This window comes from Streptomyces sp. NPDC003393 (assembly GCF_053589015.1).
Map to the genome: position 1 here is coordinate 68,330 of NZ_JBSFRB010000021.1, position 25,422 is coordinate 93,751.

21 protein-coding genes are annotated in these 25,422 nt (G+C 72.1%); 5 read left to right on the plus strand and 16 right to left on the minus strand.

Annotated elements, in window-relative coordinates; translation table 11 throughout:
* Positions 1-40: 40 nt before the first annotated feature.
* Positions 41-2,401, minus strand: a complete 2,361-nt coding sequence (locus ACWDUZ_RS21165) for a bifunctional salicylyl-CoA 5-hydroxylase/oxidoreductase (RefSeq protein ID WP_451633323.1) — start codon at positions 2,399-2,401, stop codon at positions 41-43.
* An 8-nt stretch (positions 2,402-2,409) separates the two neighbouring features.
* A complete protein-coding gene (locus ACWDUZ_RS21170; protein ID WP_451633324.1) occupies positions 2,410-3,237 on the minus strand; it encodes an enoyl-CoA hydratase family protein in 828 nt (275 codons plus the stop codon).
* Between the two features lie 367 nt (positions 3,238-3,604).
* Here ACWDUZ_RS21170 and ACWDUZ_RS21175 point away from each other — a divergent pair, with 367 nt between their 5' ends.
* Positions 3,605-4,063 carry an ATP-binding protein gene (locus ACWDUZ_RS21175; protein WP_451633370.1) on the plus strand — a complete coding sequence of 153 codons (459 nt, stop codon included), beginning with the start codon at positions 3,605-3,607 and terminating at the stop codon, positions 4,061-4,063.
* Here ACWDUZ_RS21175 and ACWDUZ_RS21180 read toward each other — a convergent pair.
* The 12 genes from ACWDUZ_RS21180 to ACWDUZ_RS21235 all read right to left on the minus strand — a co-directional run bounded on the left by ACWDUZ_RS21180 (position 4,020) and on the right by ACWDUZ_RS21235 (position 18,391).
* Positions 4,020-5,468 (minus strand): amino acid permease, encoded by a 1,449-nt coding sequence (locus tag ACWDUZ_RS21180; protein ID WP_451633325.1) that lies wholly within the window; start codon positions 5,466-5,468, stop codon positions 4,020-4,022. The genes ACWDUZ_RS21175 and ACWDUZ_RS21180 overlap by 44 nt on opposite strands.
* Positions 5,469-5,593: 125 nt before the next feature.
* On the minus strand, positions 5,594-6,601 hold the full coding sequence (gene argF / locus ACWDUZ_RS21185; RefSeq protein ID WP_451633326.1) for an ornithine carbamoyltransferase: 1,008 nt from the start codon (positions 6,599-6,601) through the stop codon (positions 5,594-5,596).
* Positions 6,602-6,695: 94 nt separating this feature from the next.
* On the minus strand, positions 6,696-7,925 hold the full coding sequence (locus ACWDUZ_RS21190; RefSeq protein WP_451633327.1) for an arginine deiminase: 1,230 nt from the start codon (positions 7,923-7,925) through the stop codon (positions 6,696-6,698).
* Between the two features lie 162 nt (positions 7,926-8,087).
* Entirely contained in the window at positions 8,088-10,655 is a 2,568-nt protein-coding gene (locus ACWDUZ_RS21195; protein ID WP_451633328.1) for a polynucleotide kinase-phosphatase, read from the minus strand.
* Positions 10,652-12,115, minus strand: coding sequence for a 3' terminal RNA ribose 2'-O-methyltransferase Hen1 (locus tag ACWDUZ_RS21200; RefSeq protein WP_451633329.1), 1,464 nt, complete (start codon positions 12,113-12,115; stop codon positions 10,652-10,654). The genes ACWDUZ_RS21195 and ACWDUZ_RS21200 overlap by 4 nt, the downstream gene beginning before the upstream one ends.
* Before the next feature lie 109 nt (positions 12,116-12,224).
* Positions 12,225-13,187 carry a DUF4232 domain-containing protein gene (locus ACWDUZ_RS21205; RefSeq protein WP_451633330.1) on the minus strand — a complete coding sequence of 321 codons (963 nt, stop codon included), beginning with the start codon at positions 13,185-13,187 and terminating at the stop codon, positions 12,225-12,227.
* A 168-nt stretch (positions 13,188-13,355) separates the two neighbouring features.
* Positions 13,356-14,279 carry an LLM class F420-dependent oxidoreductase gene (locus ACWDUZ_RS21210; RefSeq protein ID WP_451633331.1) on the minus strand — a complete coding sequence of 308 codons (924 nt, stop codon included), beginning with the start codon at positions 14,277-14,279 and terminating at the stop codon, positions 13,356-13,358.
* A 75-nt stretch (positions 14,280-14,354) separates the two neighbouring features.
* Positions 14,355-14,828, minus strand: a complete 474-nt coding sequence (locus tag ACWDUZ_RS21215; RefSeq protein ID WP_451633332.1) for a DUF6099 family protein — start codon at positions 14,826-14,828, stop codon at positions 14,355-14,357.
* A gap of 328 nt (positions 14,829-15,156) precedes the next feature.
* Entirely contained in the window at positions 15,157-15,567 is a 411-nt protein-coding gene (locus tag ACWDUZ_RS21220; protein WP_451633333.1) for a nucleotide pyrophosphohydrolase, read from the minus strand.
* Positions 15,564-16,844: an ATP-binding protein gene (locus tag ACWDUZ_RS21225; RefSeq protein ID WP_451633334.1), complete on the minus strand. Its 1,281-nt coding sequence runs from the start codon at positions 16,842-16,844 to the stop codon at positions 15,564-15,566. The genes ACWDUZ_RS21220 and ACWDUZ_RS21225 overlap by 4 nt, the downstream gene beginning before the upstream one ends.
* Positions 16,845-16,940: 96 nt before the next feature.
* Entirely contained in the window at positions 16,941-17,330 is a 390-nt protein-coding gene (locus ACWDUZ_RS21230) for a cell division protein SepF (protein ID WP_451633335.1), read from the minus strand.
* Between the two features lie 146 nt (positions 17,331-17,476).
* A complete protein-coding gene (locus tag ACWDUZ_RS21235) occupies positions 17,477-18,391 on the minus strand; it encodes a DUF3152 domain-containing protein (protein ID WP_451633336.1) in 915 nt (304 codons plus the stop codon).
* Positions 18,392-18,565: 174 nt separating this feature from the next.
* Between ACWDUZ_RS21235 and ACWDUZ_RS21240 the strand changes: the two genes are divergently transcribed.
* From ACWDUZ_RS21240 to ACWDUZ_RS21250, 3 genes are read left to right on the plus strand one after another with little or no spacing between them, the layout of a single operon-like run.
* The gene (locus ACWDUZ_RS21240; protein WP_451633337.1) at positions 18,566-19,255 is read left to right on the plus strand and encodes a response regulator transcription factor; all 690 of its coding nucleotides are present in this window, start codon (positions 18,566-18,568) and stop codon (positions 19,253-19,255) included.
* Complete coding sequence (locus tag ACWDUZ_RS21245; protein WP_451633338.1) at positions 19,255-20,772, plus strand: sensor histidine kinase; 1,518 nt, start codon at positions 19,255-19,257, stop codon at positions 20,770-20,772. The genes ACWDUZ_RS21240 and ACWDUZ_RS21245 overlap by 1 nt, the downstream gene beginning before the upstream one ends.
* Positions 20,769-21,323: a GerMN domain-containing protein gene (locus ACWDUZ_RS21250; protein ID WP_451633339.1), complete on the plus strand. Its 555-nt coding sequence runs from the start codon at positions 20,769-20,771 to the stop codon at positions 21,321-21,323. Before ACWDUZ_RS21245 ends, ACWDUZ_RS21250 begins: the two co-directional genes overlap by 4 nt.
* A 58-nt stretch (positions 21,324-21,381) precedes the next feature.
* On the opposite strand, the gene ACWDUZ_RS21255 is transcribed toward ACWDUZ_RS21250, so the two are convergent.
* Positions 21,382-22,365 carry a glycoside hydrolase family 11 protein gene (locus ACWDUZ_RS21255; protein WP_451633340.1) on the minus strand — a complete coding sequence of 328 codons (984 nt, stop codon included), beginning with the start codon at positions 22,363-22,365 and terminating at the stop codon, positions 21,382-21,384.
* A 486-nt stretch (positions 22,366-22,851) separates the two neighbouring features.
* On the opposite strand from ACWDUZ_RS21255, the gene ACWDUZ_RS21260 reads away from it, so the two are divergent.
* Positions 22,852-23,214: a hypothetical protein gene (locus tag ACWDUZ_RS21260; RefSeq protein ID WP_451633341.1), complete on the plus strand. Its 363-nt coding sequence runs from the start codon at positions 22,852-22,854 to the stop codon at positions 23,212-23,214.
* Here ACWDUZ_RS21260 and ACWDUZ_RS21265 read toward each other — a convergent pair.
* Positions 23,201-25,348, minus strand: coding sequence for a CHAT domain-containing protein (locus tag ACWDUZ_RS21265; protein WP_451633342.1), 2,148 nt, complete (start codon positions 25,346-25,348; stop codon positions 23,201-23,203). The genes ACWDUZ_RS21260 and ACWDUZ_RS21265 overlap by 14 nt on opposite strands.
* Between the last annotated feature and the right edge of the window lie 74 nt (positions 25,349-25,422).

The window sequence follows — 25,422 nt, forward strand, 5'->3', positions numbered from 1 at the left end:
GCGGGCCACCACAAGTCCGGGGTGACCGGCGAGACACCCCCTAGATCTCGACGGGGGGCGTCGGCTCGGCGGTGTGCGCCAGCGTGAGCCGGGGCTTCGGGGCGTCCGCGCGGCCGGTCTGCGGCCGGCGGCTGCCGGCCCGGTAGGGGGCCGGCCAGACGACGCCGGGGCCCTGGTACTCCTGCTCGGCGGCGGCGTGCAGAGTCCAGTGCGGGTCGTACAGGTGCGGGCGGGCGAGCGCGCACAGGTCGGTGCGCCCGGCCAGGATCAGGGAGTTGACGTCGTCCCAGGAGGAGATCGCACCGACCGCGATCACGGGGACGCCGGCCTCCTGGCGGATCCGGTCGGCGAACGGCGTCTGGTACGACCGTCCGAACTCGGGCCGCTCCTCGGCCACCACCTGCCCGGTCGACACGTCGACGGCGTCGGCGCCGTGCGCGGCGAAGGCGCGGGCGATCGCCACGGCGTCCTCGGCCGTCGTGCCGCCCTCCGCCCAGTCGGTCGCGGAGACGCGGACGGTCATCGGGCGTTCCTCCGGCCACACCGCGCGGACGGCGTCGAAGACCTCCAGCGGGAAGCGCAGCCTCCCCTCCAGGCTGCCGCCGTAGGCGTCGGTGCGGCGGTTGGTCAGCGGGGAGAGGAACCCGGACAGCAGGTAGCCATGGGCGCAGTGCAGTTCGAGGAGGTCGAAGCCGGCCCGGGCGGCACGGCCCGCGGCGGCGGCGAACTGCTCGCGTATGTCGGTCAGCTGCGCCCGGGACAGCTCGCGCGGGACCTGGCTGTCCGGCCGGTAGGGCAGCGGGGAGGCGGCCACCAGCGGCCAGTTGCCCTCGGGCAGCGGTTCGTCCATGCCCTCCCACATGAGCTTCGTCGAACCCTTGCGCCCGCTGTGGCCGAGCTGCACGCCGATCGCGGTGCCCGGCGCCTGGCCGTGCACGAACTCGGTGATCCGCCGCCAGGCGTCGGCCTGCCGGCCGGTCCACAGCCCGGCGCACCCCGGGGTGATCCGGCCTTCGGGGCTGACGCAGACCATCTCGGTCATCACCAGGCCCGCGCCGCCGAGGGCACGGGCGCCCAGGTGGACGAGGTGGAAGTCGCCGGGGACGCCGTCGACCGCCGAGTACATGTCCATGGGTGAGACGACGACCCGGTTGCGCAGGGTCAGTCCGCGCAGCCGGAACGGGGTGAACATCGGCGGTGTGCCGGGCGGGCTGCCGAACTCGCGCTCGACGGCCTCGGTGAAGCGGGGGTCGCGCAGCCGCAGGTTGGCGTGGGTGACACGGCGGCTGCGGGTGAGCAGGTTGAAGGCGAACTGCCGGGGCGGCTGGTCGAGGTAGAGGCCGAGGTTCTCGAACCACTCCAGGCTGGCCCGGGCGGCCCGCTGGGTGGAGGCGACGACCGGTTTGCGTTCCTCCTCGTAGGCCGCGAGGGCCTCGGCGGTCGACGGCCGCTCCTGGAGGCAGGCCGCGAGCGCCAGGGCGTCCTCGACGGCGAGCTTGGTGCCGGAGCCGATGGAGAAGTGGGCGGTGTGGGCGGCGTCGCCGAGCAGCACCAGGTTGCCGTGCGACCAGCGCTCGTTGACCACCGTGCGGAAGGTGGTCCACGTGGACTTGTTGGCGCGCAACGGGCGGCCGCCGAGTGCGTCGGCGAAGATCTTGGCGCAGCGTTCGACGGACTCGGTCTCGTCCATCTCGTCGAAACCGGCGGCCCGCCACACCTCCTCGCGCATCTCGACGATGACCGTCGAGGACGATCGGTCCTGCGGCCCGAACGGCGCCGTCGAGGGGTGATGGCCGGACGACGGGCGGGCGTAGGGGTAGCCGTGCAGTTGCATCACGCCGTGTTCGGTCTCGGCGATCTCGAAGCGGAAGGCGTCGAAGGGGAAGTCGGCGGCGAGCCAGATGTAGCGGCAGCGGTGGCTCGTCACCCGGGGCCGGAAGACGTGGGCGTAGGCCTCGCGGGTGGCGCTGTGCACGCCGTCGGCGGCGATCACCAGGTCGTACGTCTCCGTCAGCCGGGCCGGGTAGGGCGCCTCGGTGCGGAAGCGCAGCTCGACGCCGAGCGAGCGGCAGCGCTCGTGCAGGATCTGGAGGAGCCTGCGCCGGCCGAGGGCGGCGAAGCCGTGGCCGCCGGAGGTGTGCCGGGTGCCGCGGTGCACGATGTCGATGTCGTCCCAGCGGACGAAGTCCCGCTGGAGCGCCTGGTACACCACGGGGTCGGCGTGCTCGATCCCGCCGAGCGTCTCGTCGGAGAGCACGACCCCGAAGCCGAAGGTGTCCTCGGGCGCGTTGCGCTCCCAGACGGTGATCTCGCGGGCCGGGTCCAGCCGCTTGAGCAGCGCCGCCGCGTACAGGCCGCCGGGGCCGCCGCCGACCACGGCGACCGTCCTCGGACCGGTCATCGCCGCCCTCACCTCCCCCGCCACTTCGGCGGCCGCTTCTCGGTGAAGGCGGCGTGGAACTCGGCGTAGTCCTCGCCGTTCATCAGCAGCGCCTGGGTGGCGGCGTCCATCTCGACGGACGCGGCCAGGGGCATGTCCAGCTCGGCGGTGAGCAGGGCCTTGGTCTGGGCGTGGGCGAGGGCGGGTCCGTCGGCCAGGCGGCGGGCGAGGTTGTGGGCCTCCTCGTCGGCGTGGCCCTCGTCGGTGAGCATGCTGATCAGGCCGATCCGCTCGGCCTCGGGGGCGCGCACCGGCTCGCCCAGCATCAGCAGCCGGGTGGCGTGGCCGAGCCCGACGACCCGAGGCAGCAGATAGGCGGCGCCCATGTCGCCGCCGGACAGGCCGACCCGGGTGAAGAGGAAGGCGAAGCGGGCGCTGGGGTCGGCCACCCGGAAGTCGGCGGCCAGCGCCAGGACGGCGCCGGCCCCGGCCGCCACCCCGTGCACCGCCGCGATCACCGGGAACGGGCACTCCCGTACGGCCCGCACGACCTGCCCGGTCATCCGGTTGAAGTCCAGCAGCTCGGCGGTGTCCATGGACAGGGTGGCGCCGATGATCTCGTCGACGTCGCCGCCGGAGCAGAAGCCGCGCCCCTCGCCGGCCAGCACCAGGGCGCGCACGGCCCGCTCCCGGGACAGCTCGGCGAGCAGGTCGCGCAGGTCGGCGTAGGCGCCGAAGGTGAGCGCGTTGAGTTTCTCCGGGCGGGCCAGGGTGACCGTCGCCACGCCGTCGTCGAGCTTGACGCGCAGGTGGCGCCAGTCGGAGGTGCGGGTGGCGGAGCCGGTGAAGGGACTCATGACGTACGGCCTCCTCGGCGCTCCTGGAGCGGGACTGCCTGTGCCTGCCGAGTACTTCCCCTCGAAGTTATCACTTATTCGTGACTGTCGTCATGATGGCGCGATAGTGCGGCGTGACAATGTGGCCGCCCCGCCACCGGCGCCCGTCGTTTCGTCACAGCTCGCCCATGGCGCGGTAACGAGCGGAGTCGTCGCGCGAGGCGGACCGTACTCCCGGGTAGGCCGTCCGTGCCGGGGCCGACGGTCCCGGACGGAGCCCGCCGGAAGCCGCCGGCGGCGGCCCCCGTACCATTCCCCTCGTCGAAAGCGGGGCAGCCCGATGGCCACCACTGCAACGCCGATGGTCTCCACGCCGGCGCCCCGCACCATGAACGGACTCACGGTGCACGAACCCTCAGCCTCGGCCTCCTGGCGCGTCGCGCTGCCGCACACGGCCGCCGCCGTGCCGGTGGCCCGCGCCCTGGTCCGGACGGCGCTGGCCGAGCCGGCGCACACGGTCACCACCGACAGCGACACGGCGGAGCTGCTCACGGCGGAGCTGGTCGCCAACGCGGTGGAGCACGCCGCGGGCACCGGCCCGATAGAGCTGGTCGTGCATCTGCTGCCGACCGGCTGTCACGTCGAGGTCCACGATCCGGACCCGGCCCCGCCCGGCGGGCTGACCCGGCCGGACCTGACTCCGCCCGACCCCTGGCGGGAGGACGGGCGCGGCCTGCTGCTGATCCGCGCCCTCAGCTCCTCCTGCGGCCACCGCCCGACCGAGTCGGGCAAGGCGGTGTGGTTCAGGCTGTCTGCGGTTCCCGCTCAGCGGCGGCACCCGGCGTGACCTCGGACGCGGCCCCGGCGAGCGTGGAGTGCCGGCGGCCGTAGCCGGCGTAGATCAGCAGGCCCAGCGCGAGGAACACGGCGAACTGGATCCAGGTCACCCGGCCGGTCTCGTACATCAGGTACAGGCAGAAACCGACGCCGAGCAGGGGTCCCACCGGGTACAGCGGCACCCGGAAGCTGCGCGAGAGACCGGGCTCGCGGCGGCGCAGGGCGATCACCGTGATGTTCACGACGGCCATGATGGCGAGCGTGCCGATGGTGCACAGGTTCATCACGGCGTCCAGCGACGCGAAGGCCGCCGGGAGCGCGAAGACGACCGCGACGATCAGGGTGCCCGCGACCGGGGTGGAGGTCTTCGGGTTCACCTTCTCGAAGACGCGCGGGATCAGGCCGTCGCGCGACATCGACATCAGGATGCGGGTCTGGCCGTACATGACCGCGAGGACGACCGAGGCGATGGCGACGACCGCGCCGAAGGCGATCACCGCGCCGCCCACGGCCGAGCCGGTGACCTCGTTGACGACGTAGGACAGGGCGGCGGGACGGCCGGCGACCTGCCCGCCGCCGATGGCGCCGATCGCGGCGAGCGCGACCGCGCAGTACAGCAGGGTCACGATGCCCATGCAGGCCATGATCGCGACGGGGAGGTCCCGGCGCGGGTTCTTGGCCTCCTCGCCGGCGGTCGTGATCGCGTCGAAGCCGATGTAGGAGAAGAACGCGGCCGTCGTGCCCGCGCCGATGCCGCCGAGGCCGGCCGGGGAGAACGGGGTGAGGTTGCCGTGCTTGAAGGCGCTGTAGCCGATGGCGCAGAAGGCCAGCAGGATGACGAGCTTCACGGCGGCCATGGCGGCCGTCGCGCGGGCGCTCTCGCGCACCCCGCGCACCAGCAGCACGGAGGCCATGGCGATGACGACCACGGCGGGCAGGTTGACGATCCCGCCGTCGCCCGGGCCGGCGGACAGGGCGGCTGGCAGCTGCACGCCGGTCAGACTGTGCAGCATCTCGTTGACGTACTGGCTCCAGCCGACGGCGACGGCCGAGATGGAGACGCCGTACTCCAGCAGCAGGCACCAGCCGACCAGGAAGGCGGTGGACTCGCCGAGTCCGGCGTAGGCGAAGGAGTAGGAGGAGCCGGAGACCGGGATCGCGCCGCCCAGCTCCGCGAAGGAGAAGGCGGTGAAGACGCAGGTGATCGCTGCGAGGATGAACGAGACGACGACGGCCGGGCCGGCCTGGGCCACGGAGTCGGAGAGGCCGACGAAGATTCCGGTACCGACGATGGCGCCGACGCCGAAGCAGATGAGCTGGAAGAGTCCCATCGTGCGCTTCAGGCCGTGGCCCTCGCGGTCGGCGCCGGATTCGGCGACGAGGAGGGCCGGGGACTTGATGCGGGGAGCGGGCATGGGGGGTGGTGCTCGTTTCTGGTGGTGCGGGGCGACCGGGTGGGTCGCGCGACGGCCGTGGAATGGGTGGTTCCGGGCCGTCGGTCAGGATACGGGGTGGTGGGGGGCCTCAGCCGGGCGCGCCGTCAGGCAAGGGTGGCGACCATGATCGCCTTGATGGTGTGCAGACGGTTCTCGGCCTCGTCGAAGACGACGGAGTGGGGTGACTCGAACACCTCGTCGGTCACCTCCAGGGAGGTCAGGCCGTGCCGCTCGTGGATCTCGCGGCCGATCTTGGTCCCCAGGTCGTGGAACGCCGGCAGGCAGTGCAGGAACTTCACGTCCGGATTGCCGGTGGCGCGCAGCACGTCCATGGTCACGGCGTACGGGGCGAGGGCCTCGATGCGCTCGTCCCAGACCTCCTTGGGTTCGCCCATGGAGACCCAGACGTCGGTGGCGACGAAGTCGGCCCCGCGCACGCCGTCCTCGAGGGATTCGGTGAGGGTGATGCGCGCGCCGCTGGTCCCGGCGAGCTCGCGCGCCCGGTCGACGATCTCCTGGGCGGGCCAGTAGGTCTTGGGCGCGACCAGGCGTACGTCCATGCCGAGCAGGGCGCCGGTGACCAGGTAGGAGTTGCCCATGTTGAAGCGCGCGTCGCCCAGGTAGGCGAAGGCGATCTCCTTCAGGGGCTTGTCGCTGTGCTCGGTCATGGTGAGTACGTCGGCGAGCATCTGGGTGGGGTGCCAGTCGTCCGTGAGACCGTTGTAGACGGGCACGCCGGCATGGGCGGCGAGCTCCTCCACGGCGGCCTGGCTGTCGCCGCGGAACTCGATGGCGTCGAACATCCGGCCGAGGACGCGGGCGGTGTCCCGCACGGACTCCTTGTGTCCGATCTGGGAGCCGGAGGGGTCCAGATACGTCGTGGAGGCACCCTGGTCGGCGGCGGCGACCTCGAACGCGCAGCGGGTGCGCGTCGAGGTCTTCTCGAAGATCAGGGCGATGTTTTTGCCGCCGAGGTACCGCGTCTCGGTCCCGGCCTTCTTGGCGGCCTTCAGCTCGGCGGCCAGCTCGAGCAGGCCGCGGAACTCCTCCTCGGTGAAGTCCAGCTCCTTGAGGAAGTGGCGGCCGGTGAGGGCGGTCGGGACTGTCGCCATGGGGGCGCTCCAGCGGGTGGGGGACACGACGGATGGAATTCTATACGATTCTCAGAATTTCTATGCGCTCTGTCGGGTCAGTGCCCGGCCGCAATCATGGTGCGATCGCGTCCCGCTCCACGGGACAGCTCATGCAGCGCGGGCCGCCCCTGCCCCGTCCCAGCTCGCTGCCGGGAATCTCGATCACCTCGATGCCCTGCTTGCGCAGATGCGTGTTGGTGGTGGAGTTGCGCTCGTAGGCGACGACGACGCCCGGCTCGACGGCGAGGACGTTGCAGCCGTCGTCCCACTGCTCGCGCTCGGCGGCGTGCACGTCCTGCGTCGCGGTCAGCACCCGGATCTCGCTCAGACCGAGCGCGGCGGCGATCGCCCGGTGCATGTGCTCCGGCGGATGGTCGGTGACCTTCAGCTCCTTGTCCCCGGCGCCCGGCTCGATGGTGTACGAGCGGAGCATGCCGAGCCCCGCGTACTGCGTGAAGACGTCGGCGTCGACCATCGTCATCACCGTGTCGAGGTGCATCAGGGCGCGCCGCTTGGGCATGTCCAGGGCGACGATGGTACGGGCCGACCCGGCGGCGAACAGCTTGTACGCGAGCATCTCCACGGCCTGCGGGGTGGTCCGCTCGCTCATCCCGATCAGCACCGCGCCGTTGCCGATGACCAGTACGTCCCCGCCCTCGATGGTGGACGGGTAGTCGGCCTGGCCCTCGGACCACACGTGGAACGTCTCGCCGCGGAACAGCGGGTGGTAGCGGTAGATGGCCTCGAAGTGCACGGTCTCGCGCTGCCGGGCGGGCCAGCGCATCGCGTTGATGGAGACGCCGTCGTAGATCCAGGCGGAGGTGTCCCGGGTGAACAGGTGGTTGGGGAGCGGGCCGAGCAGGAAGTCGTCCAGGTCCATCACATGGAAGCGCACGGAGGTCGGTTCCGGGTATTCCTGGAGGAACTCGCGCTTGGTCATGCCGCCGATCAGGGCCTGAGCCAGCTCCGGTGCGGGCAGCGACTCGAACGCGTCCCGGAGGTGGTCGGTGGCCAGCGGCCCGTACTCCTTCTCGTCGAAGACGCGGTCGAGGACCAGCGACCGGGCCGACGGGATCTCCATCGTCTCGGTCAGCAGATCCCCGAAGAGGTGTACGGCGACGCCCCGGTCGCGCAGCACGTCCGCGAACCCGTCGTGCTCGGCGCGTGCCCGGCACACCCACAGCACGTCGTCGAAGAGCAGGGCGTCCTTGTTGCTGGGGGTGAGCCTTTTGAGCTCGAGATCGGGCCGGTGCAGGATGACGCGGCGCAGCCGCCCGGCCTCGGAGTCGACATGGAATCCCATGTCTCCATCCTGACCATCGGCGACCGGATTCACCCTCGTTACGTCCGTATCCGCGCCTTGTTGTCATGGCTCCCGTCCTGGTGACGGTCCCCGTCGCGGTCATGGCCCTCCCGCATCGCCCTCCGGGCGAGAGGCAGGCGTGACCGCGGCGGGGACCACGGGTCACAGCCGGGGGTCCACCGGCTCCGACTCCAGGGCCAGCACCCCGAACACCGCTTCGTGCACCCGCCACAGCGGCTCGCCGTCGGCCAGCCGGTCCAGGGCCTCCAGACCGAGGGCGTACTCGCGGATCGCCAGCGACCGCTTGTGGTGCAAGGAGCGCTGCCGCAGCCGCTCCAGGTGGTCCGGGCGGGTGTACTCGGGACCGTAGACGATCCGCAGGTACTCCCGGCCGCGGCACTTGATGCCGGGCTGGACCAGGCGGCCCTCCGGGGTGCGCACCAGGGCGCCCAGCGGCTTGACGACCATGCCCTCGCCGCCCCGCCCGGTCATCTCCAGCCACCAGTCGACGCCGGCCCGCACCGACTCCGCGTCACCGGTGTCGACGTACAGGCGACGGGTCGTCCGGAGCAGTCCGGTGCCGTCGTGCTCCACGAGACGGTCGATCAGCGCGAGCTGCCGGTCGTGGGGCAGCGCGGCCAGGCTGCGGCCCTGGACCGCCAGGATCTGGAACGGCGCCAGGCGGACGCCGTCCAGCCCGTCGGTGGTCCAGCAGTAGCGGCGGTAGGCGGCCGTGAAGGCGGCGGCGGCGCTCGCGCGCTCGCGCTGGCGGTCCAGCAGCCCGGTGACGTCGACGCCGCGGGCCCCGGCGCCCTCCAGCGCGGCCAGCACCCCGGGGAACGCGGCGCCGGAGGCCGCGCCCACCGCCGCGTACTGCGTCCGCAGCAGCCCGGAGGCCTTCAGCGACCACGGCATCAGCTCGGCGTCCAGCAGCAGCCAGTCCGTGTCCAGTTCCGACCACAGCCCCGCCTGGCCGGCCGCCGTGCGCAGCCGGCCGAGGATCTGCTCGGTGACCGAGGGGTCGTCGAAGAAGGGGCGGCCGGTGCGGGTGTACAGCGCCCCGGTGGGGCCCTCGGCGCCGAACCGTCTGCGTGCCGCCTCCGCGTCACGGCAGACCAGGGCCACCGCCCGCGAGCCCATGTGCTTCTCCTCGCACACCACCCGCTCGACCCCGTCCTGCCGGTACTGCGCGAACGCCTCCTCCGGGTGCTCCAGGAAGTGCTCATCAGCGGCTCCGCCGCGGGCATCCACCCGTGAGGTCGCCGTCGGCGCCATGGTGGGCGGCAGGTACGGCAGCAGCCGCGGGTCGATCGCGAAGCGGCTCATGACCTCCAGGGCCGCAGCCGCGTTCTGCTCGCGCACGGAGACCCGGCCCGCGTGGCGGGTCTCGACCACGCGGCGGCCGTGCACGTCGTTCAGGTCGAGCGGCCGGCCGTCGTGCCCGCCGGGCGCCTCGGAGCGCAGCGGCTTGACCGGCTCGTACCAGACCCGCTCCGCGGGTACGTCGACCAGTTCCCGCTCCGGCCAGCGCAGCGCGGTGAGCTTGCCGCCGAAGACGGCACCGGTGTCCAGGCAGATGGTGTTGTTGAGCCAGGTGGCCTCGGGGACGGGGGTGTGGCCGTAGACCACGGCGGCCCGGCCCCGGTAGTCCTCCGCCCACGGGTAGCGCACCGGCAGCCCGAACTCGTCGGTCTCCCCGGTGGTCTCGCCGTACAGCGCGTGCGAGCGCACCCGGCCCGAGGTCCGGCCGTGGTACTTCTCGGGCAGACCGGCGTGGCAGACGACCAGCTTGCCCCCGTCCAGGACGTAGTGGCTGACCAGCCCCTCGATGAACTCCCGTACCTCCTGCCGGAACTCCTCGCTCTCGCTCTCCATCTGCTCGATGGTCTCGGCGAGTCCGTGGGTGTGCTGGACCTTGCGGCCCTTGAGGTGACGGCCGTACTTGTTCTCGTGGTTGCCGGGGACGCACAGGGCGTTGCCGGACTTCACCATCGACATCACACGGCGCAGTACGCCGGGGCTGTCCGGGCCGCGGTCGACGAGGTCGCCGACGAAGACGGCCGTGCGGCCCTCGGCGTGCACGCCGTCGACGTAGCCCAGCTCGGCCAGCAGCGCCTCCAGTTCCGACGCGCAGCCGTGGATGTCGCCGATGATGTCGAAGGGGCCGGTGAGGTGGGTCAGGTCGTTGAAGCGCTTCTCGGTGACGACCGTGGCGTTGTCGACGTCCTCCACGCCCCGTAGGACGTGCACCTTGCGGAAGCCCTCGCGCTCCAGGTGCCGCAGCGAGCGGCGCAGTTCGCGGATGTGACGCCGGATGACCCGGCGGGGCATGTCGGCGCGGTCGGTGCGGGCCGCGTTGCGCTCGGCGCACACCTCCTCGGGCACGTCCAGGACGATGGCGATGGGCAGCACGTCGTACCGCTTGGCCAGGTCGATCAGCTGCCGGCGGGCGTCCTGCTGCACGCTGGTGGCGTCGACGACGGTGCGCCGGCCGGCCGCCAGGCGCTTGCCCGCTATGTAGTGGAGCACGTCGAAGGCGTCCCGGGTGGCGCCCTGGTCGTTCTCGTCGTCGCTGACCAGGCCCCGGCAGAAGTCCGACGAGATGATCTCGGTGGGCTTGAAGTGGCGGCGGGCGAAGGTGGACTTGCCCGAGCCGGAGGCGCCGACGAGGACCACGAGGGAGAGGTCGGTGACGGGCAGCACCCGTCCCCCGGTCTGTGTCCCGGTCATGCCGCCTTCGCCTCCTTCACTGCGTCGATCACGAACACCGCCATCTGGGTGGGCGGGCCCACCTCGGGGTCCTCCGGCCCGACGGGCCGGAAGGCGACGTCGTAGCCGTGCCGCTCGGCGACCGCCGTGGCCCAGGCGCGGAACTCCTCGCGGGTCCACTCGAAGCGGTGGTCGCCGTGGCGGGTGTGTCCGGCGGGGAGGGACTCCCAGCGGACGTTGTACTCGACGTTCGGGGTGGTCACGAGGACCGTGCGCGGGCGGGCCGCGCCGAACACGGCGTACTCCAGCGCGGGCAGCCGCGGCAGGTCGAGGTGTTCGATCACCTCGCTGAGCACGGCGGCGTCGTAGCCCTTGAGACGGTTGTCGGTGTAGGCCAGGGACCCCTGGAGGAGCCGGACGCGCGAGGCCTGCCGCTCGCCCATGCGGTCGAGCTTCAGCCGCCGGCCGGCGATGGTCAGCGCCCGCATCGACACGTCGAGGCCCACGATCTCGGTGAACCGCGCGTCCTTCAGCAGCGCCTGCACCAACTGGCCCTGGCCGCAGCCGAGGTCGAGGACACGGGCGGCACCGGACTCGTGCAGGGCGTCGAGGATCGCCTCCCGGCGCCGCACGGCGAGCGGGGTCGGCTTCTCCTCGGTCTCGGGCTCCGTCTCCACGGCGTTGTCGATGTCCTCGACCTCGCTGTCGTCCGCCTCCGCGAGCCGCACCAGCTCCAGCCGCTCCAGCGCCTGCCGGGTCAGCGACCAGCGGCGGGACAGGTAGCGGCTGGTGATCAGCCGCTGCTCCGGGTGCTCGGGCAGCCAGCCCGCACCGGCCCGCAGCAGCTTGTCGACCTCGTCGGAGGAGACCCAGTAGTGCTTGGCGTCGTCGAGGACGGGGAGCAGGACGTACAGGTGGCGCAGGGCCTCGGCGAGGGTCAGCGCCTCGGATGCCAGGACGAGCCGTACGTACCGCGAGTCGCCCCACTCCGGGAACCCGGCGTCCAGCGCGACCGGCTCGGCGGTCACGGCCCAGCCGAGCGGCTCGAAGAGGCGCCGGACCAGTTCGGCACCGCCGCGCGCGGGGAGCACGGGCACCTCGACGCGCAGCGGCAGCGGCTGACCGGCGCGCTCCGGCCGGGCGTTGCACACGCCCCGCATCGCGCTGGAGAAGACGGCGCTCAGGGCCACGGCGAGCAGCGAAGAGGCAGCGTAGGGGCGGTCGTTGACGTACTGGGCGAGCGCCGCGTCGGGCGCTCCGCCGCGCTCCTTGCCCCGGCCGCGCCGGACCAGGGCCACCGGGTCGATCTCCAGCAGCAGCGCCGCCGTGCAGCGCCGGTCGTCCGCCTCGGGATAGAAGACGTGCGCCGTGCCGTAGGAGGTGGAGAACGCCTGCGCCTTGCCGGGATGCTTGTGGAGCAGGAAGCCCAGGTCGGTGGCGGGGCGTTCAGGGGTACCGGTGGTGGTGATCGTCAGGAACACGGTGGGCTGCCTCGAAGGGTCGGGAAGAAGCGAAAGCGCAGGTCGTACGCTTGTGCGCCTCCCCAACGTACAGAGAACGGCGCGTGGGCACCCGGGATTTTTCTCCGGGTCACGGCTGCCGCGGCGCCGGCCGGCCGCCTCGGCGCCGCTGCTCCCGCTGCCACGGCCGGACGCCGAGCTTCCCGGTGGTTCCGAGGTCGAGGTGGGGCGTCACGGTCACCGGGTCGGCGCCGTCCTTCGCGAGAACGCGGACGTACGGCACGTCGACGGCTGTGCCGGACTGCGTGGTGTTGCGCCACACCAGGCCGGAGACCGCGCTCTCGCCCGGCTTCAGGGTGACGGGCCGGGGCCCCTCGTCCCACTCCGGCAGGGCGGTGATGCCGCCGCTGCCCCGGAGGATCCTGACGCCCTGGATGGGCTCACGGCTGTCGTCCAGCAGCTCCAACCGCGGGTAGCCGTCCACGGTGTAGTCGTGCGTTCCGCAGTTCTCCAGGTGCAGGCCCACCACGCGCAGCCCCATGGCGGCGTCGCCCTGGTCGGCCGTGACCCGGATCCCGGAGGGCGGGCAGGCACCCGCGGCGGGCGGCGCCTCGTCCGCGGGGACCTTGGTGACCTCGGCGACCTCGGCCCGCGCCACCGGGGACGCGCCGGGCGGCAGAGCGCCCAGGCGGACCGTGCCGCGCACCGTCCTGCCGGGACCGACGTCGCGCACCGTCTCCCATGTGTTGCTCATGACTTCGCCGGTACGGGTGGTGAAGTCGAAGAGGACGGTGTACGTCATCGCCTCCGTACCGTCGTTGGTCACCTCGTACTCGGCGAGGACGCCCGAGTCCGCGGGCAGTCTGTCGGCGTGCACCACGTGGTCCCGGGACGGGGACGGGGAGGGCGACGCGGAGGGGATGGTCACCGCGGTGATCCGCACGCCGTCCTTTCCCGGATCGTCGACCCGGGTGCGGTCGGGCGAAGAGGCCGCGCCCGGGCCGGAGTTCCGGGTGCCCGCGTGCTCCGATCCGCACGCCGGGAGGAGCAGGACGGCGGCGAGGACCGGCAGGAGGGTGACTGATCTGCGCATTCGGTCACCCCATCAGGGCGCTTCCTCTCCGACTGTGGCGGAGGCCATAGTTCCGGTCACAGGCCTGTCACAGGTCCGGGGCCGGTCACCGCGGAACCGTACCTCTCGGTCCGGACGACGCCGCGTCCGGACCGAGAGGGCGACCGGTGTCGTACCACCGGTGGCGCGTCACGACAGTTGCGACTGCACCTGGGAGGAGATGAGCTCCAGGTGGTCCAGGTCGGCCAGGTCGAGGATCTGGAGGTAGATCCGCCGGGAGCCGATCTCGGCGTAACGGCCGATCTTGTCGACGACCTCGGCCGGCGAGCCGGCCAGGCCGCTCGCCTTGAGCTCGGCCACCTCGCGGCCGATGGCGGCGGCCCGGCGCGCGACCTCGGCGTCGTCCCGGCCGACACACGCGACGAGCGCGCTGGAGCAGACGATGTCGTCGGCGTCGCGTCCGATTGCCTCGGCGGCGGCCCGCACCCGGCCGAACTGCCGCTGGCTGTCCTCGACGGAGGCGAACGGGATGTTGAACTCGTCGGCGTACTCGGCGGCGAGCCGCGGGGTGCGGGTGGGGCCGTGCCCGCCGATGAGCACCGGGATCTTCGCCTGGGCGGGCTTGGGCAGCGCGGGCGAGCCGACGAGCTCGTAGTGCTTTCCGTGGAAGTCGAAGGTCTTGCCGGCCTCCGTCGCCCACAGTCCGGTGACGACGGCCAACTGCTCCTCGAAACGGTCGAACTTGTCCTTCGGGAACGGAATGCCGTACGCCGTGTGCTCCGCCTCGTACCAGCCCGCGCCCAGGCCGAGTTCGACCCGGCCGCCGGACATCTGGTCGACCTGCGCGACCTGGAGGGCGAGCACGCCGGGCAGCCGGAAGGTGGCGGCGGTCATCAGTGTGCCGAGCCGGATGCGCCTGGTCTCGCGGGCGAGCCCGGCCAGGGTGATCCAGGCGTCGGTGGGGCCGGGCAGACCGTCCCCGTCGCCCATGTGCAGATAGTGGTCCGAGCGGAAGAAGGCGTCGAACCCGAGGTCCTCGGTGGCCTTGGCCACGGCGAGCAGAGTGTCGTAGGTGGCCCCCTGCTGGGGCTCGGTGAAGATACGGAGATCCATGCCTTCATCCTGCACGCATCCGTACGCCGGCGTGCACTCCCTCCACGCACCCGCCCTGCCCGCCGGGCGAACCTCTCAGCCCGCTTCCCGCTCCGGCAGCGCCGCCGCCTCCCGGGCCGCCAGCTTCCGCAGCATCTCGCAAACCCGGTCCCTGGACTCGTCGGCCGCGTCGATCGCCTCCATGCACTGCCAGTAGGTGCACTCGTCGGCGGCGGAACTGGCGATGCCGACCAAGGCGATACCCACCTCGCCCAGCAAGCCGCCGAGCCCCACCAACGCCTCGTGCGCGTCGGCGAGTTCGGTGAGCTGGGCGGCCCGTAAGTCCCCGGGATCGAGTTCGGGGGCGTCGAGCACCCCGCAGCCCCGGCCCGCCAGTTCCGTCAGTCCCAGTGCCTCACCCCGCAGTTCGGGCGGTCCCGAGACCGCGAGGCGGCTTCCTATCGCCTGCGCCAGGGCCTGCGCCTGCCACACCTCGGTCAGGATGACAGGGGCCTCGCCGCTCCCCGCCAGGGCACGCCTGCTCGCCAGGATGAGCCGCACCGCATCCATGCGCTGCCCCCGTCTCTCCCCACGTGCGTGCTACTCGCACGTGTGCCCGAACTCCGTTGTTCACTACCCAGAGTGACTCTAAATGGAGCGGAAAGCCAGAGGAAGGCGGAAATCTCTGGACAACAAATCGATTTCCACCGAGCGGACGACTTCGGAGAGTGATATTGGAAGGCTTCATTCCGCTGAGATGCCGAACGTGGCCCGGACGATCGGACCGGCTGAGTGGGTCGGCCGGGAGCGTCGGCCTGCCCGGTGCGTCGGCCGTGCGAGTCGGGCAGGGTGGGTGCGGCTCACCGGTCGGCTCGGAGTCCTACGGGGCGCTCGAGTCCTACGGGCGCCCCGGGCCCGCCGGGCCTTCCGCCGACCTCGCCGTGCGGCCGGGCACCGGGAATCTGCTCTCGTTGCGGTCGATCTTCGCGGCCAGCGCTGCCAGCGGATCCACGTCGAGCACCTCGCACAGTTGCAGCAGATATGCGAGGACGTCCGCCACCTCGTCGCGCACCCGGTGGGCCGTCTCCGGGTCGGACATGACCCGCGCCGACTCCTCCGGAGTCAGCCACTGGAAGATCTCGACCAGTTCGGACGCCTCCACACTGAGCGCGGCGACCAGGTTCTTCGGGGTGTGGTACGGCTGCCAGTCACGCGCGGCGGCGAACTCGGCGAGCCGGCGCTGCAGCGCGGCCAGTTCCACGTCCCCGGGGTCCCGGGACTCCTCGCGTTCCTCACGGTGATCGGTCACCGCACCAGGTCTACCACTCGGGCCTGTCGCGCCTCCCCCACCCCACCCGCCCACTCCACGTCGCTCACCGCCCCGACGAGGCGGATGTGCCCCCGTTCGCACATCCGCGCCGCCAGCCCCAGCAACTCGTCACGCTGCCTGGGATCCAGCCCCGTGCCGAAGTCGTCGCAGAGCACCGTCAGCGTCTGCAACGCCGCCGGCACCTCACCCACCGGGTCGACGTCCAGCACCCCCGGCCCGGTCAGCAGCACCAAAGCCATGGCGGTGTAGCGGAGTTCGCCGTCGCCCAGCCGCTCGAACCCGGTGCGCACCCCGTCACCGCGGTCCAGCACCGCCCGTACCCGCCCGCCGCGCACCTCCTCGGCGAGCACATCGGCCACGGGCCCCGCGCATCCGGCGCGGACCGCCTCCACCAGCAGCCCGTGCCGCCGCCCGCACTCCGTACGGGTACGCCACAGGACGGCGGCCAGGTTGTCGCACCCGCGCATCAGGCGTCCCGTTCCGACCGGTACCGACCCGCGCATCCGACCGGGCCGCGGCTCGCACACGAACACCGACCGCAGGGCGACCACCATCTGTTCGGCGGCGGCGAGCACCTGCCGCTGCCCCTCGGTCCTCCCGGCCACCCGCAGCGGCACCAGCGCGGTGCCGAGCCGGTCGTCGGGCAGCGACGCCCTGGTCACCCCCGTCGTACCGGCGGTGTGCCAGGTCGCCCGGACCGCCCGCCGGCCGGGATCGCGCAGCGCCGTCTCCAGCAGGACGCGCCCGCCGGCCGTCAGCCTCTCCCCCACGACGCGCAGTTGGGGCTCGGCCTGCACGGCCAGGTCCAGGCGCACCGGTCCCTGGGGACCGTCCGCGGTACAGCCGATCCGGAATCCGCGGCGGTGCTGGGCGTCCGGCCGCGCACGCTCGGGGACGCAGGCGCCGGGATCCAGGAACACCTCGTCGAGGGCGGCACCGCTGCCGAGCCGGGCCAGCGCCTCGTACGCCCGGAGCGCGCCGGTCTTGCCGCAGCCGCTGGGCCCGGCCAGCAGCGTGAGCGGCCCGAACGGGAAGCGGGCACCGCGGTGCCCGGCGAAGGCGGACAGCCGCAACTCGGTGATGCACGGCCGCTCCGGCCGGGACGGAGACGTACGGGACGCCGAGGTGGGGGACTCGGAGACACCGGACTCGGACGGAGGCGCGGCCGGAACCGGAGGCGGGGGCTGCTCGGACGGGGACGGCCGGGACAGGGACGGCTGGGACAAGGGCATGGCGGACGCCGGGAACGCGGACATGCCCGGACGGTAGGGCCCGGCCGCACGGGCGAACCGTTCCGCCCGGCCCGCCTTCCCACGATCGGGGGACGGCCCGCCGCACTCCGCCGTCCCGGCTCACACGCCGGGGGCCGCCGCCCCCTCCATCAGGCCGCTCACCTCGGTGCCGGCCGGCGTCAGCAGGAACACGTTCCGGTCGACCCGGTGCATCCCGCTCGCCAGGCCGAAGACGACGCCGGTGCTGAAGTCCAGCACCCGCTTGGCCACCTCGTTCTCGGCACCGGTGAGGTCCAGCAGCACCGGGATGCCCCCCATCAGCGTCTCGGCGACATCACGGGCGTCCGCGAACACGTTCACTCTGAGCACGACGAACCGGCGCCGCGTCTCCGTCTCCGCCTCCGGGAGCGCTCGGTGGCCCACCGCGGACGGCCAGGCGTCGCGGCCCCGCAACGGGACGACCTGGGCGAGCCCCTCCCACTGCTCATCGGTGACGTCATAGCTGTTCACCGGCTCCCCCTGACCTGACTCGCGCTGATCGCCTGCATCAGCCAATTCTTACGCCATGTCACCTGTTCGGCCCAACAGCGACACGGTGGGCTACGGCACACCGGCTGCCGGAGGAGCCGAGGAGGAAGGTCTCTCGGACGCCGCCTTCACGGCACGTGCGGTCCTCCGAGGTAGCGCCCCGCGTCGTCGTACGGCCAGGCGTTGGGCTCGCAGCCCTTCAGGCCGTATATCTGCTGCATCATCGCCGGCGCGGGGCTGCCCGGTCCGGGGCACGTCTCGTGGCCGTGGCCGATTCGATGTCCGACCTCGTGGTTGATGATCAGCGCGCGGTACTCGGAGACGGGCCCCGAGAACTCGGGGGACCCCGTGAGCCAGCGTTTGAGGTTGACGACCACCCTGGGGCCGACGTCGCAGTTGACCTCGCCGTGGGTGTCCAGTCCGCCCTCGGCGCAGATCCGGTCCGCGGTGTCGGGGCTGGCTATGTCGATCACGAAGTCGGACGGCTGCCGGGAGACCAGCTGGAACGCGTCGCGCCCGTCGGTGGTCCAGCTCCGTCCGTCGGCGAGGATCCGCTCGATCTCCCGGGCCGCCTCGTCGGCCGCGATGCCCGTTCCCTGCTCGACCTTGACCATGTATCGCCGGATCCTGGTGCCCTTGCCGTACACCTTGCCGGACGCCTGCGCGGTGTCGAACCGCCCGTTCCCGTGCTGGAGGACCGCCGGCGTGGTCGGCGGCTTCGATGTGCTCGGGGACTTCGGTGAGACGTTTCCCGTCTCCGGGCGTGCCGTTTCCTCCTGCGTCGGCGTGAAGCGGCCCTCCGTTCGCCGGGGGGAGGGCGTGGACTCCTGTCCCCGCGGCGCCCCCACGCGGGGGCCGTCTCCCCAGGGCCCACCCGCGTTCAGGGCCGCCACGCCCAGCGCGCCGGCCGTGGCCAGCGCGAACAGGACGTAGCGACGGCGACGGCGGTGGGCGCGGCGAAGCGCGTTACGGCGAGCGGTGCGGCGGCCGCGCCGACCGGACGTTCCGGGGCCGCCGGGCGGAGGGAGGGTGGTTCCTGGCATGGCGCCCAGGCTGCGGACCGCATGTGATGCCTTCTGGACCGAAAGGTCACGAGATCATAACGGGGACGGTCCGGTCGTGCGGCGCGGCCCGCCATATGATCCTTTCGTAACAGTTCTCCCGCCGGACGGCACCCGGCGGCCAGGGCCGTCCACGGCCCGCACATACTGATCGACATGCCCCGGATCCTGCTCATAGAAGACGACGCCGCGGTACGTCGGGGTGTTCAGCTCGCCCTACGTCACCACGGGCACGACGTCGTCGCCGTCCCGACAGGTGAGGAGGGCCTGCGGCAGCTTGTCCCCTTCCGCCCGGACGTGGTCGTACTGGATCTCATGCTGCCCGGCATGCCCGGCCTCGACGTCTGCCGGCGGATCAGGGAGCGCGCGCAGGTCGGCATCATCATGATGACCGCCAAGGGGGACAGCATCGACATGATCGTCGGTCTGGAGGCGGGGGCGGACGACTACGTGGTCAAACCGGTCCAGTCCCGCGTTCTCGAGGCCCGGGTGCGCGCGTTGCTGCGCAGGCTGGACGCACCGGCCTCCGGCGCTGCGCGGCCCAGGACCGAGTCGCACGGCGACCTGACCATCGACCGGGCGGGAATGCTGGTGAGGCACCGCGGGCGACCGGTCGGCCTGGCCCCGTCCGAACTGCGGCTGCTGCTCGCGCTGTCCGCGGCGCCCGGTCGGGTACTGAGCCGTCAGCAGCTGCTCGAAGCGGTCTGGGAGCACAGCTACCACGGGGACATACGCCTGGTGGACGCCTGCGTCAAACGGCTGCGCGGCAAGCTCGGCGAGCTGGGCGGCGCCCCACGCTACATCCACACCGTGCGCGGCTTCGGCTACTGCTTCCGGTCGTCGTGATGTTCGCCGGAAAGCAACGTGCCGGCCTCCGCGGCGGCCTGCGGCTGCGCCTCGTGGTGGGGTTCGCGGTCGTCGCCGTGGTCAGCGCGCTGACCACCGGCGCACTGACGTTCCGCGAAGCACGCACCGGGGTGCTCCAGCAGAGCCAGGACGCGGTGGTCAGGGAGTTCCGGGACAGCGTCGACGCCCGTGCGCCCGGGTACTCCGACCGGCCCGGCCAGTCGGACCTCGACTCCATCGTGCGGGAGCTGGCCTGGACCCACCGCTCACAGCAGTGGCGATTCCTGGCCACCTACGGCGACCTGCGCGCCGTCTACGGGCCGCAGGACAGCTTCGCCGCCGTGACCCCCGAACTCGAGCGGTCCGTGAGCACCCGCCCGGCCGCCGTCTTCCAGCGGGTGCGCCACGGCGGGCGGGCGTACCTCGTGGTCGGACTGCCCGTCTGCTACGAGACCTCCGCCGCCAAGACCCTGACGCCGTCGGGACTCGTGCTCTACCTCGTGGTTCCCCAGCGGAGCGAGCAGCTCTACGTCAACGCCCTGGTCACCGCGATCGAGCGGGCCATGCTGCCGGCGCTGGGCCTGGCCGTGCTCCTCGCGCTCCTGGTCGCCCGCGGTGTGCTGCGCCCCGTTCGCGCCCTGGGCCGGGCCGCCCGGAGAATGGCCGCGGGGCACCTCGACACACGGCTGGCGGTCAGCGGCTCCGACGAACTGGCCGGGCTGTCCAGAACGTTCAACGACACCGCCGCCGCGCTGGAGCAGTCGGTGGCCGAGCTGCGCCGCATGGAGGCGCGGGCCCGCCGCTTCGCCGCGGACGTCTCCCACGAACTGCGCACCCCGCTGGCCGCCATGACGGCGGTCACCGACGTGCTGGACGAGCGTTCGTCCCGTCTGGACCACGTCACCGGAGAGGCGGTACGGCTCGTCAGCGAGGAGACGTCACGGCTGGCCCGGCTGGTCGACGACCTCATGGAGATCTCCCGGTTCGACGCCGGCGCCGCCGAACTCGCCCTCGACGACATCGACGTGGCCGAGTCGATACGACGCACCCTCGCCTCCCGCGGCTGGTCGGGCCAGGTGACGACAGAGCTGCCGGACGGCCCGCTGCGCGCCCGGGTCGACCCGCGCCGGCTGGACGTGGTGGTGGCGAATCTGGTCGGCAACGCGCTGCGGCACGGCGCACCGCCGGTGACGGTGCGCCTGACGGCCGGGAGCGATGAGCTGCCGGAGGACGGATGGGTCGTCGTCACGGTGACCGACCGGGGCCCCGGTGTCCCCGAGGCCGCCCTGCCGCACGTCTTCGAGCGCTTCTACAAGGCGAGCGCGGCCCGGACCCGCAGCGAGAGCAGCGGTCTGGGGCTGGCCATCACCGCCGAGAGCGTGCGCCTGCACGGCGGGCACGTCCGGGTGGCCAACCGCCCCGGTGGCGGCGCCGCCTTCACCGTCGAACTGCCGCGACAGCGCGGCTCCGCCGCCGGCCCCGCCGCCGGCCCGAGGGAAAGGAGCGACGGAGCGTGACAGCCGTCCGCAGGGCCGCCCGCGCCGCACTCGCCGCCGCCCTTCTCTCGGTGGCGGGCTGTGGAGTGCCCACGTCCGGCGTCATCGACGCCGGGGCGCCGGCCACCGGTGTCCCGGCCCGGTCCACGGTCTACTTCCTGGCCGACTCGCGCCTGCACGCCGTACCGCGTCCGACCACCGGCGGCGGCAGCCCCGTCGCGGAAGCCGTTCGGCTGCTCCTCCGCGGGCCCACCCCGGCCGAGGCCAGGACCCTGTCCACGGCGCTGCCCGCAACACCGGACGGCGTCGACATCAGGGCGGACGGAGACATCGTCACCGTCCGCTTTCCCCCCGGGGTGGACCGCCTGGACCCACGGGCGATGGCACAGCTCACCTGCACTGTCGCGACAGCCCTCGGCAAGCGCGCGGCGTTCCCTCCGGCACCCCGGCGGTCCACTGCGCCACCAGCCCTGCCGGAGGCCCCCGGTGGGGTGTCGAAGTACGTCGGTGTCCGGGCCGTGGGCACCACATGGAAGACGCTCGGGACGGACGCCGCCTGCCCGGTCGACTGAACGCCGGACGGCCGTGGCGCGGCGGTCATGGACCGCCGCGCCCGGACCTGTTCGGGTGTCAGCTCGCGGAGCAGGACACCGTGGGCCAGGTGGTGCTGCCGTTCTTCTGGATGGTCACGCCCCAGTTGTTGCCGTTGCCGTTGGGCCTGGCCACCAGCGTCTGGGCATCGGGATAGCTCGCCGTCACGTTCCAGGTCGCCATCACCTTCTCCGGCGAGGGAACCCGCATCGTCACCGTCCAGTTGCTCGAACCGCTGACCGAGACGTTCAGGTTGTAACGGTCGCTCCACTGCTGACCTGCCGAGAGGGTCGCGGAGCAGCCGCCGCCACCACCGCCGCCGGAGTCCGTGCCGCCGACCGTGATGTTGGAGCTGCCGCTGCTCTGGTAGCCCTCGGTGGCGAGGATCATGTAGTTGAAGGAGCCCAGGTTCATGCCGTGGCTCGCCCAGGCGTCGAAGTGGTTGCCGGTGGTGATGGTGCCGCCGGTCCGCTTGGACTGCCGCACGCTCCAGTACTGGTTGAAGGTCTTGGTGCCCTCGATGGACGGCGCGTTGTAGCGGGTGGTCTCGTAGATGTCGTAGGTGCCGCCGTCGCTGGTGACCGTGCCCTTGTACGTCCCGGTGGGCCGGTAGGTGCCCCAGTTGTCGACCACGTAGTACTCGACGAGCGGGTTGGTCGTCCACCCGTACAGGGCCAGGTACGCGTTGCCGGACGGGTTGAAGCTCCCCGAGTAGTTGACGGCCTTGCGGCCGCCGGTGCTCCAGCCCTTGCCGGCGACGAAGTTGCCGGTGTTGTGCCACGAGGTGCTGTAGTTGCCGCCGGAGCCCAGGTTCATGGACACCGTGCCCTGGCTGTCCGTCCAGAACGAGTAGTAGTACCCGTTGTCGGTGCCGGTCTGGTTGGACGTGATGGTCGTGTCGGCACTGGCGGCGCCGGGCAGCAGCATGGCCGCCATGGCGGCCAGCGCGATGGCCCAGGCGCTTCTGACGAGCAGTCTGAGGCGGCCGCCGCCACGGCCCTTGGGATGCGCAAGTGCGTTCATGTCCGTGCTTCCTCCTCGCGTCCTCCACATGAGGTGTCGATGAGTGTTGGCCTGCCCCTGACAACTGTCAACAGTTTCGGCGCCGGTTTCGAAAGCTTCGTCGGTGGAATCCTGACCCGAGCAAGCCATTGACACAGCTCAACCCGGGAGAGCCAAGAATTCGACAATCTCCCCTCCACGAACCCCCCATCTTCATGATCGGAATACAGGCCTTGGATCTCGAAATTTTCGACGCCTTTAACGACCGCTGACGGAGTGACATCTGGCGGGCCTCTGAAGTTCACGGGGAGCGGCCGGGCCGGTATGCGCGTCTCCGGGCGGCGGGTGGCCGCCGGCACGACGGACGAGGAGTTCGACCCGTCGCTGTCGGCGACGGCGACGACCGCTGATTCCGTGACAACTGGCCCCGAGAGCAGCGCGCTTGCGTTAGCCTTGCGCAACCGACGCAGGGCACACACACGGTGCCGAGCGGCCTCGAGGAGCAACGTGCAGCAGTATTCCGTCCTCAGCCTGGTGGGTTCGGGCTGCTTCGGCCTGGTCGTCGGGTGGATCGCCTACCGGACCCTGCGACGCTCCGAGGGCTCGCGGATCTCCGACCTGGTCACCGTGGTGGCCGCGCTCGGCGGCGGCGTGGTGATCAATACGCGGTTCCCCGACCCGGACCTGTTCGCCTGTTACGCGTTCGGGCTGACCGTCGGATTCTTCGGCTACCTCGTCGTCGCAGGGATGCTGAACCGTGCGGAGCGCAAGCGGAGGGCCGCCGCCCAGCCGGCAGCGGGCGCCACGGTCGAGTCGCCCTCTCTGCCGCAGCACGACGTGCCGAGCGTCAGCTCCTTCATGGGCGACTGAGCCTGAGGTCGGCGCAGCAGTACGCCGTGTACGCGAGTCCCAGCAGGTTGCCCTTGCACAGCAGTTCGGCTCGCACCCGGTGCAGTGACTCGCCCACGGTCAGCCCGGCCAGGAAATGACGCCAGAACGACTGGGCCACCTCACCCGCGAAGTTCTGCCCGACCGAGATCTCCGTGCCGATGACCCCTGAGGCGCCCAGGCTGCTGAACACGTCGACGAAGGTCAGCCAGGTGCCCGGGGTGTCGTCGGTGGTGTGGCAGCCGTTGAGGAAGACAAGCGGCGCGTTCTCCTCCCAGTCCCGCCATCCGGTCGTCCCCGCCTCGCCCGTCCTCCCGGCCGCTCCGGTCGTCTCGGTCATCCGGGCCGAGATGTCGGCCGGCCTGACCCGCTCGCCGTTTCCGATCTCCAGCTCCGTCGCGCCGGTACGGTCGGCGGCGTCCTTCTGACGACGGCCGTGGCAGTACAAGTACACGCAGTCCTGACCGGCGCGGAAGAGTTCGCCGAGCAGGGACTCGCGAGAGTCGCAGTCGCGCAGGTTGGCCTCCCCGAACTGCTCCCGCAGAGACAGCAGATGTCTTTCCGTCAGGTCCGGCCGAGGCAGGGTCAGGGCGCGCCCCACGGTCACGTGCGGTGTGCCCAGGCCACGTCCGGCGCGGAGCGGCAACGCACCCCGGTGCGTGCGTGAGGTGGGCTGCTCGATCGCGTGCCGGAAACCCCAGAAGCCGTACGGACACACGGTGTTGCGGGTGTGCCGTGCCGAGTCCGGGCAGGCCCGCGCGGTGCCGTCGCCGGTCCGGGCCTGTTCCAGTCCGGCGTCGCAGTACACGGGGTCGTCCCCGGTGTCCACGGGGATGTCGTAGACCAGCGCCCAGGGGAACATCAGCGGCTGCCCCTGCTGCCGGCAGATCTGGATGGTCGCGGGCTCCCGCAGCCGGTCGCGCAGCGCCGCCCGCTGCGCGGGCACCGGCGCCAGCAGATGGAGCAGGTCCCAGCCGGCGGCGGCCAGCCGCCACAGGTCGTCCCGGAACTCCGCGGGACTCTTGGTGTTGTCCGCGCCGAGCCGGTCCAGCGCGGGGACTCCCTGGCCGCCGGGCCGCTCCGGGGGCACCGCACGGGTGGCGTGCACATCGGTGAGTACCGTACGGGCCCGGGTGAGGGCGCCCTCGATCTGCGCCTCGGTCAGCCAGAAGGTGCTCACCGGCCGGTCCCCGCCGTCCACGTCCACGACCAGGGCCCCGTCGCGTGAGCGGGAGACCCTGATGGCCGCGTCCCGGTCCGGCAGGTCGTCGAGGCCGAGGAAGCCCGAGGTCAGCGTGAAATCGACCTGGCCCCGCAACGAACCCCCGGCGGACTGCTCCTGCTCCGCCACCCGCGCGAGGACGGTCGCGGACTGGAGCAGGTTGCCCCGGTACGCGACGGTGACCCGCAGGCTCGCCGCGGAGCGCGGCCCGTCGGGCGCCGTGACCGGGATCCACACGTACTCCCCGCGGTGCTCCGGCCGGCACGCGTGCCGGCCACCCGGTGGGCACGGACAGACGTAGGCGTGGCCGTCGAGCGGCAGGAACATCGCGTGCCGCCGGTCCGGCACCAGGAAGTCCTCGCTGAGCACGGTGATCTGCAGCCAGTCGCCGCGCCCGCCGGCGTCCGCATGCGGCAGCGCGTCGTCCGGGAGCGGCCGGGCGCTGTCCCGCAGCAGGCTGTCGCGGCCCAGAGCCCCGATGTCCAGCCGGAGGTGGTACCGGGCGCCCGCTCGCAGCAGCCAGTCGTGGGGCACCACCCGCCGGGAGATCGGCCAGGTCAGATTGAGGTTGAGGTAGCGACGGCCGGGCGGGGCGGCAGCCGACCGGTCCTCGGGGACGGCCACCGGGACGGAGTTCTCCACCGGCGGCGCCGGATCCGGGACGGCGCGCTCGTCCACCTCGCGCTCGGCCTGGTAGGCCCTCAGCATCCGTCTCACACAAGGGTGTTGGTGCCGTAGTCGCTGGAGCTCGAGCAGGAACGTCTGCTCGTCGGCGATGTTCCCGGCCAGCAGGTCCTCCAGGTCCCGCCGGGCGGGCTCGTCCAACTCGTCCCACAGGGGAGAGGTGCTGAGCCGTCGCAGCTCCTCCTTCCCGATCGGCGCGGTGTCGACCATGACTGACGGGCCTTTCGACTGAGGCGGGGGAACACCAGGCTGAGGAAACCGGAGGGACAATTGTGCCTGCGGAT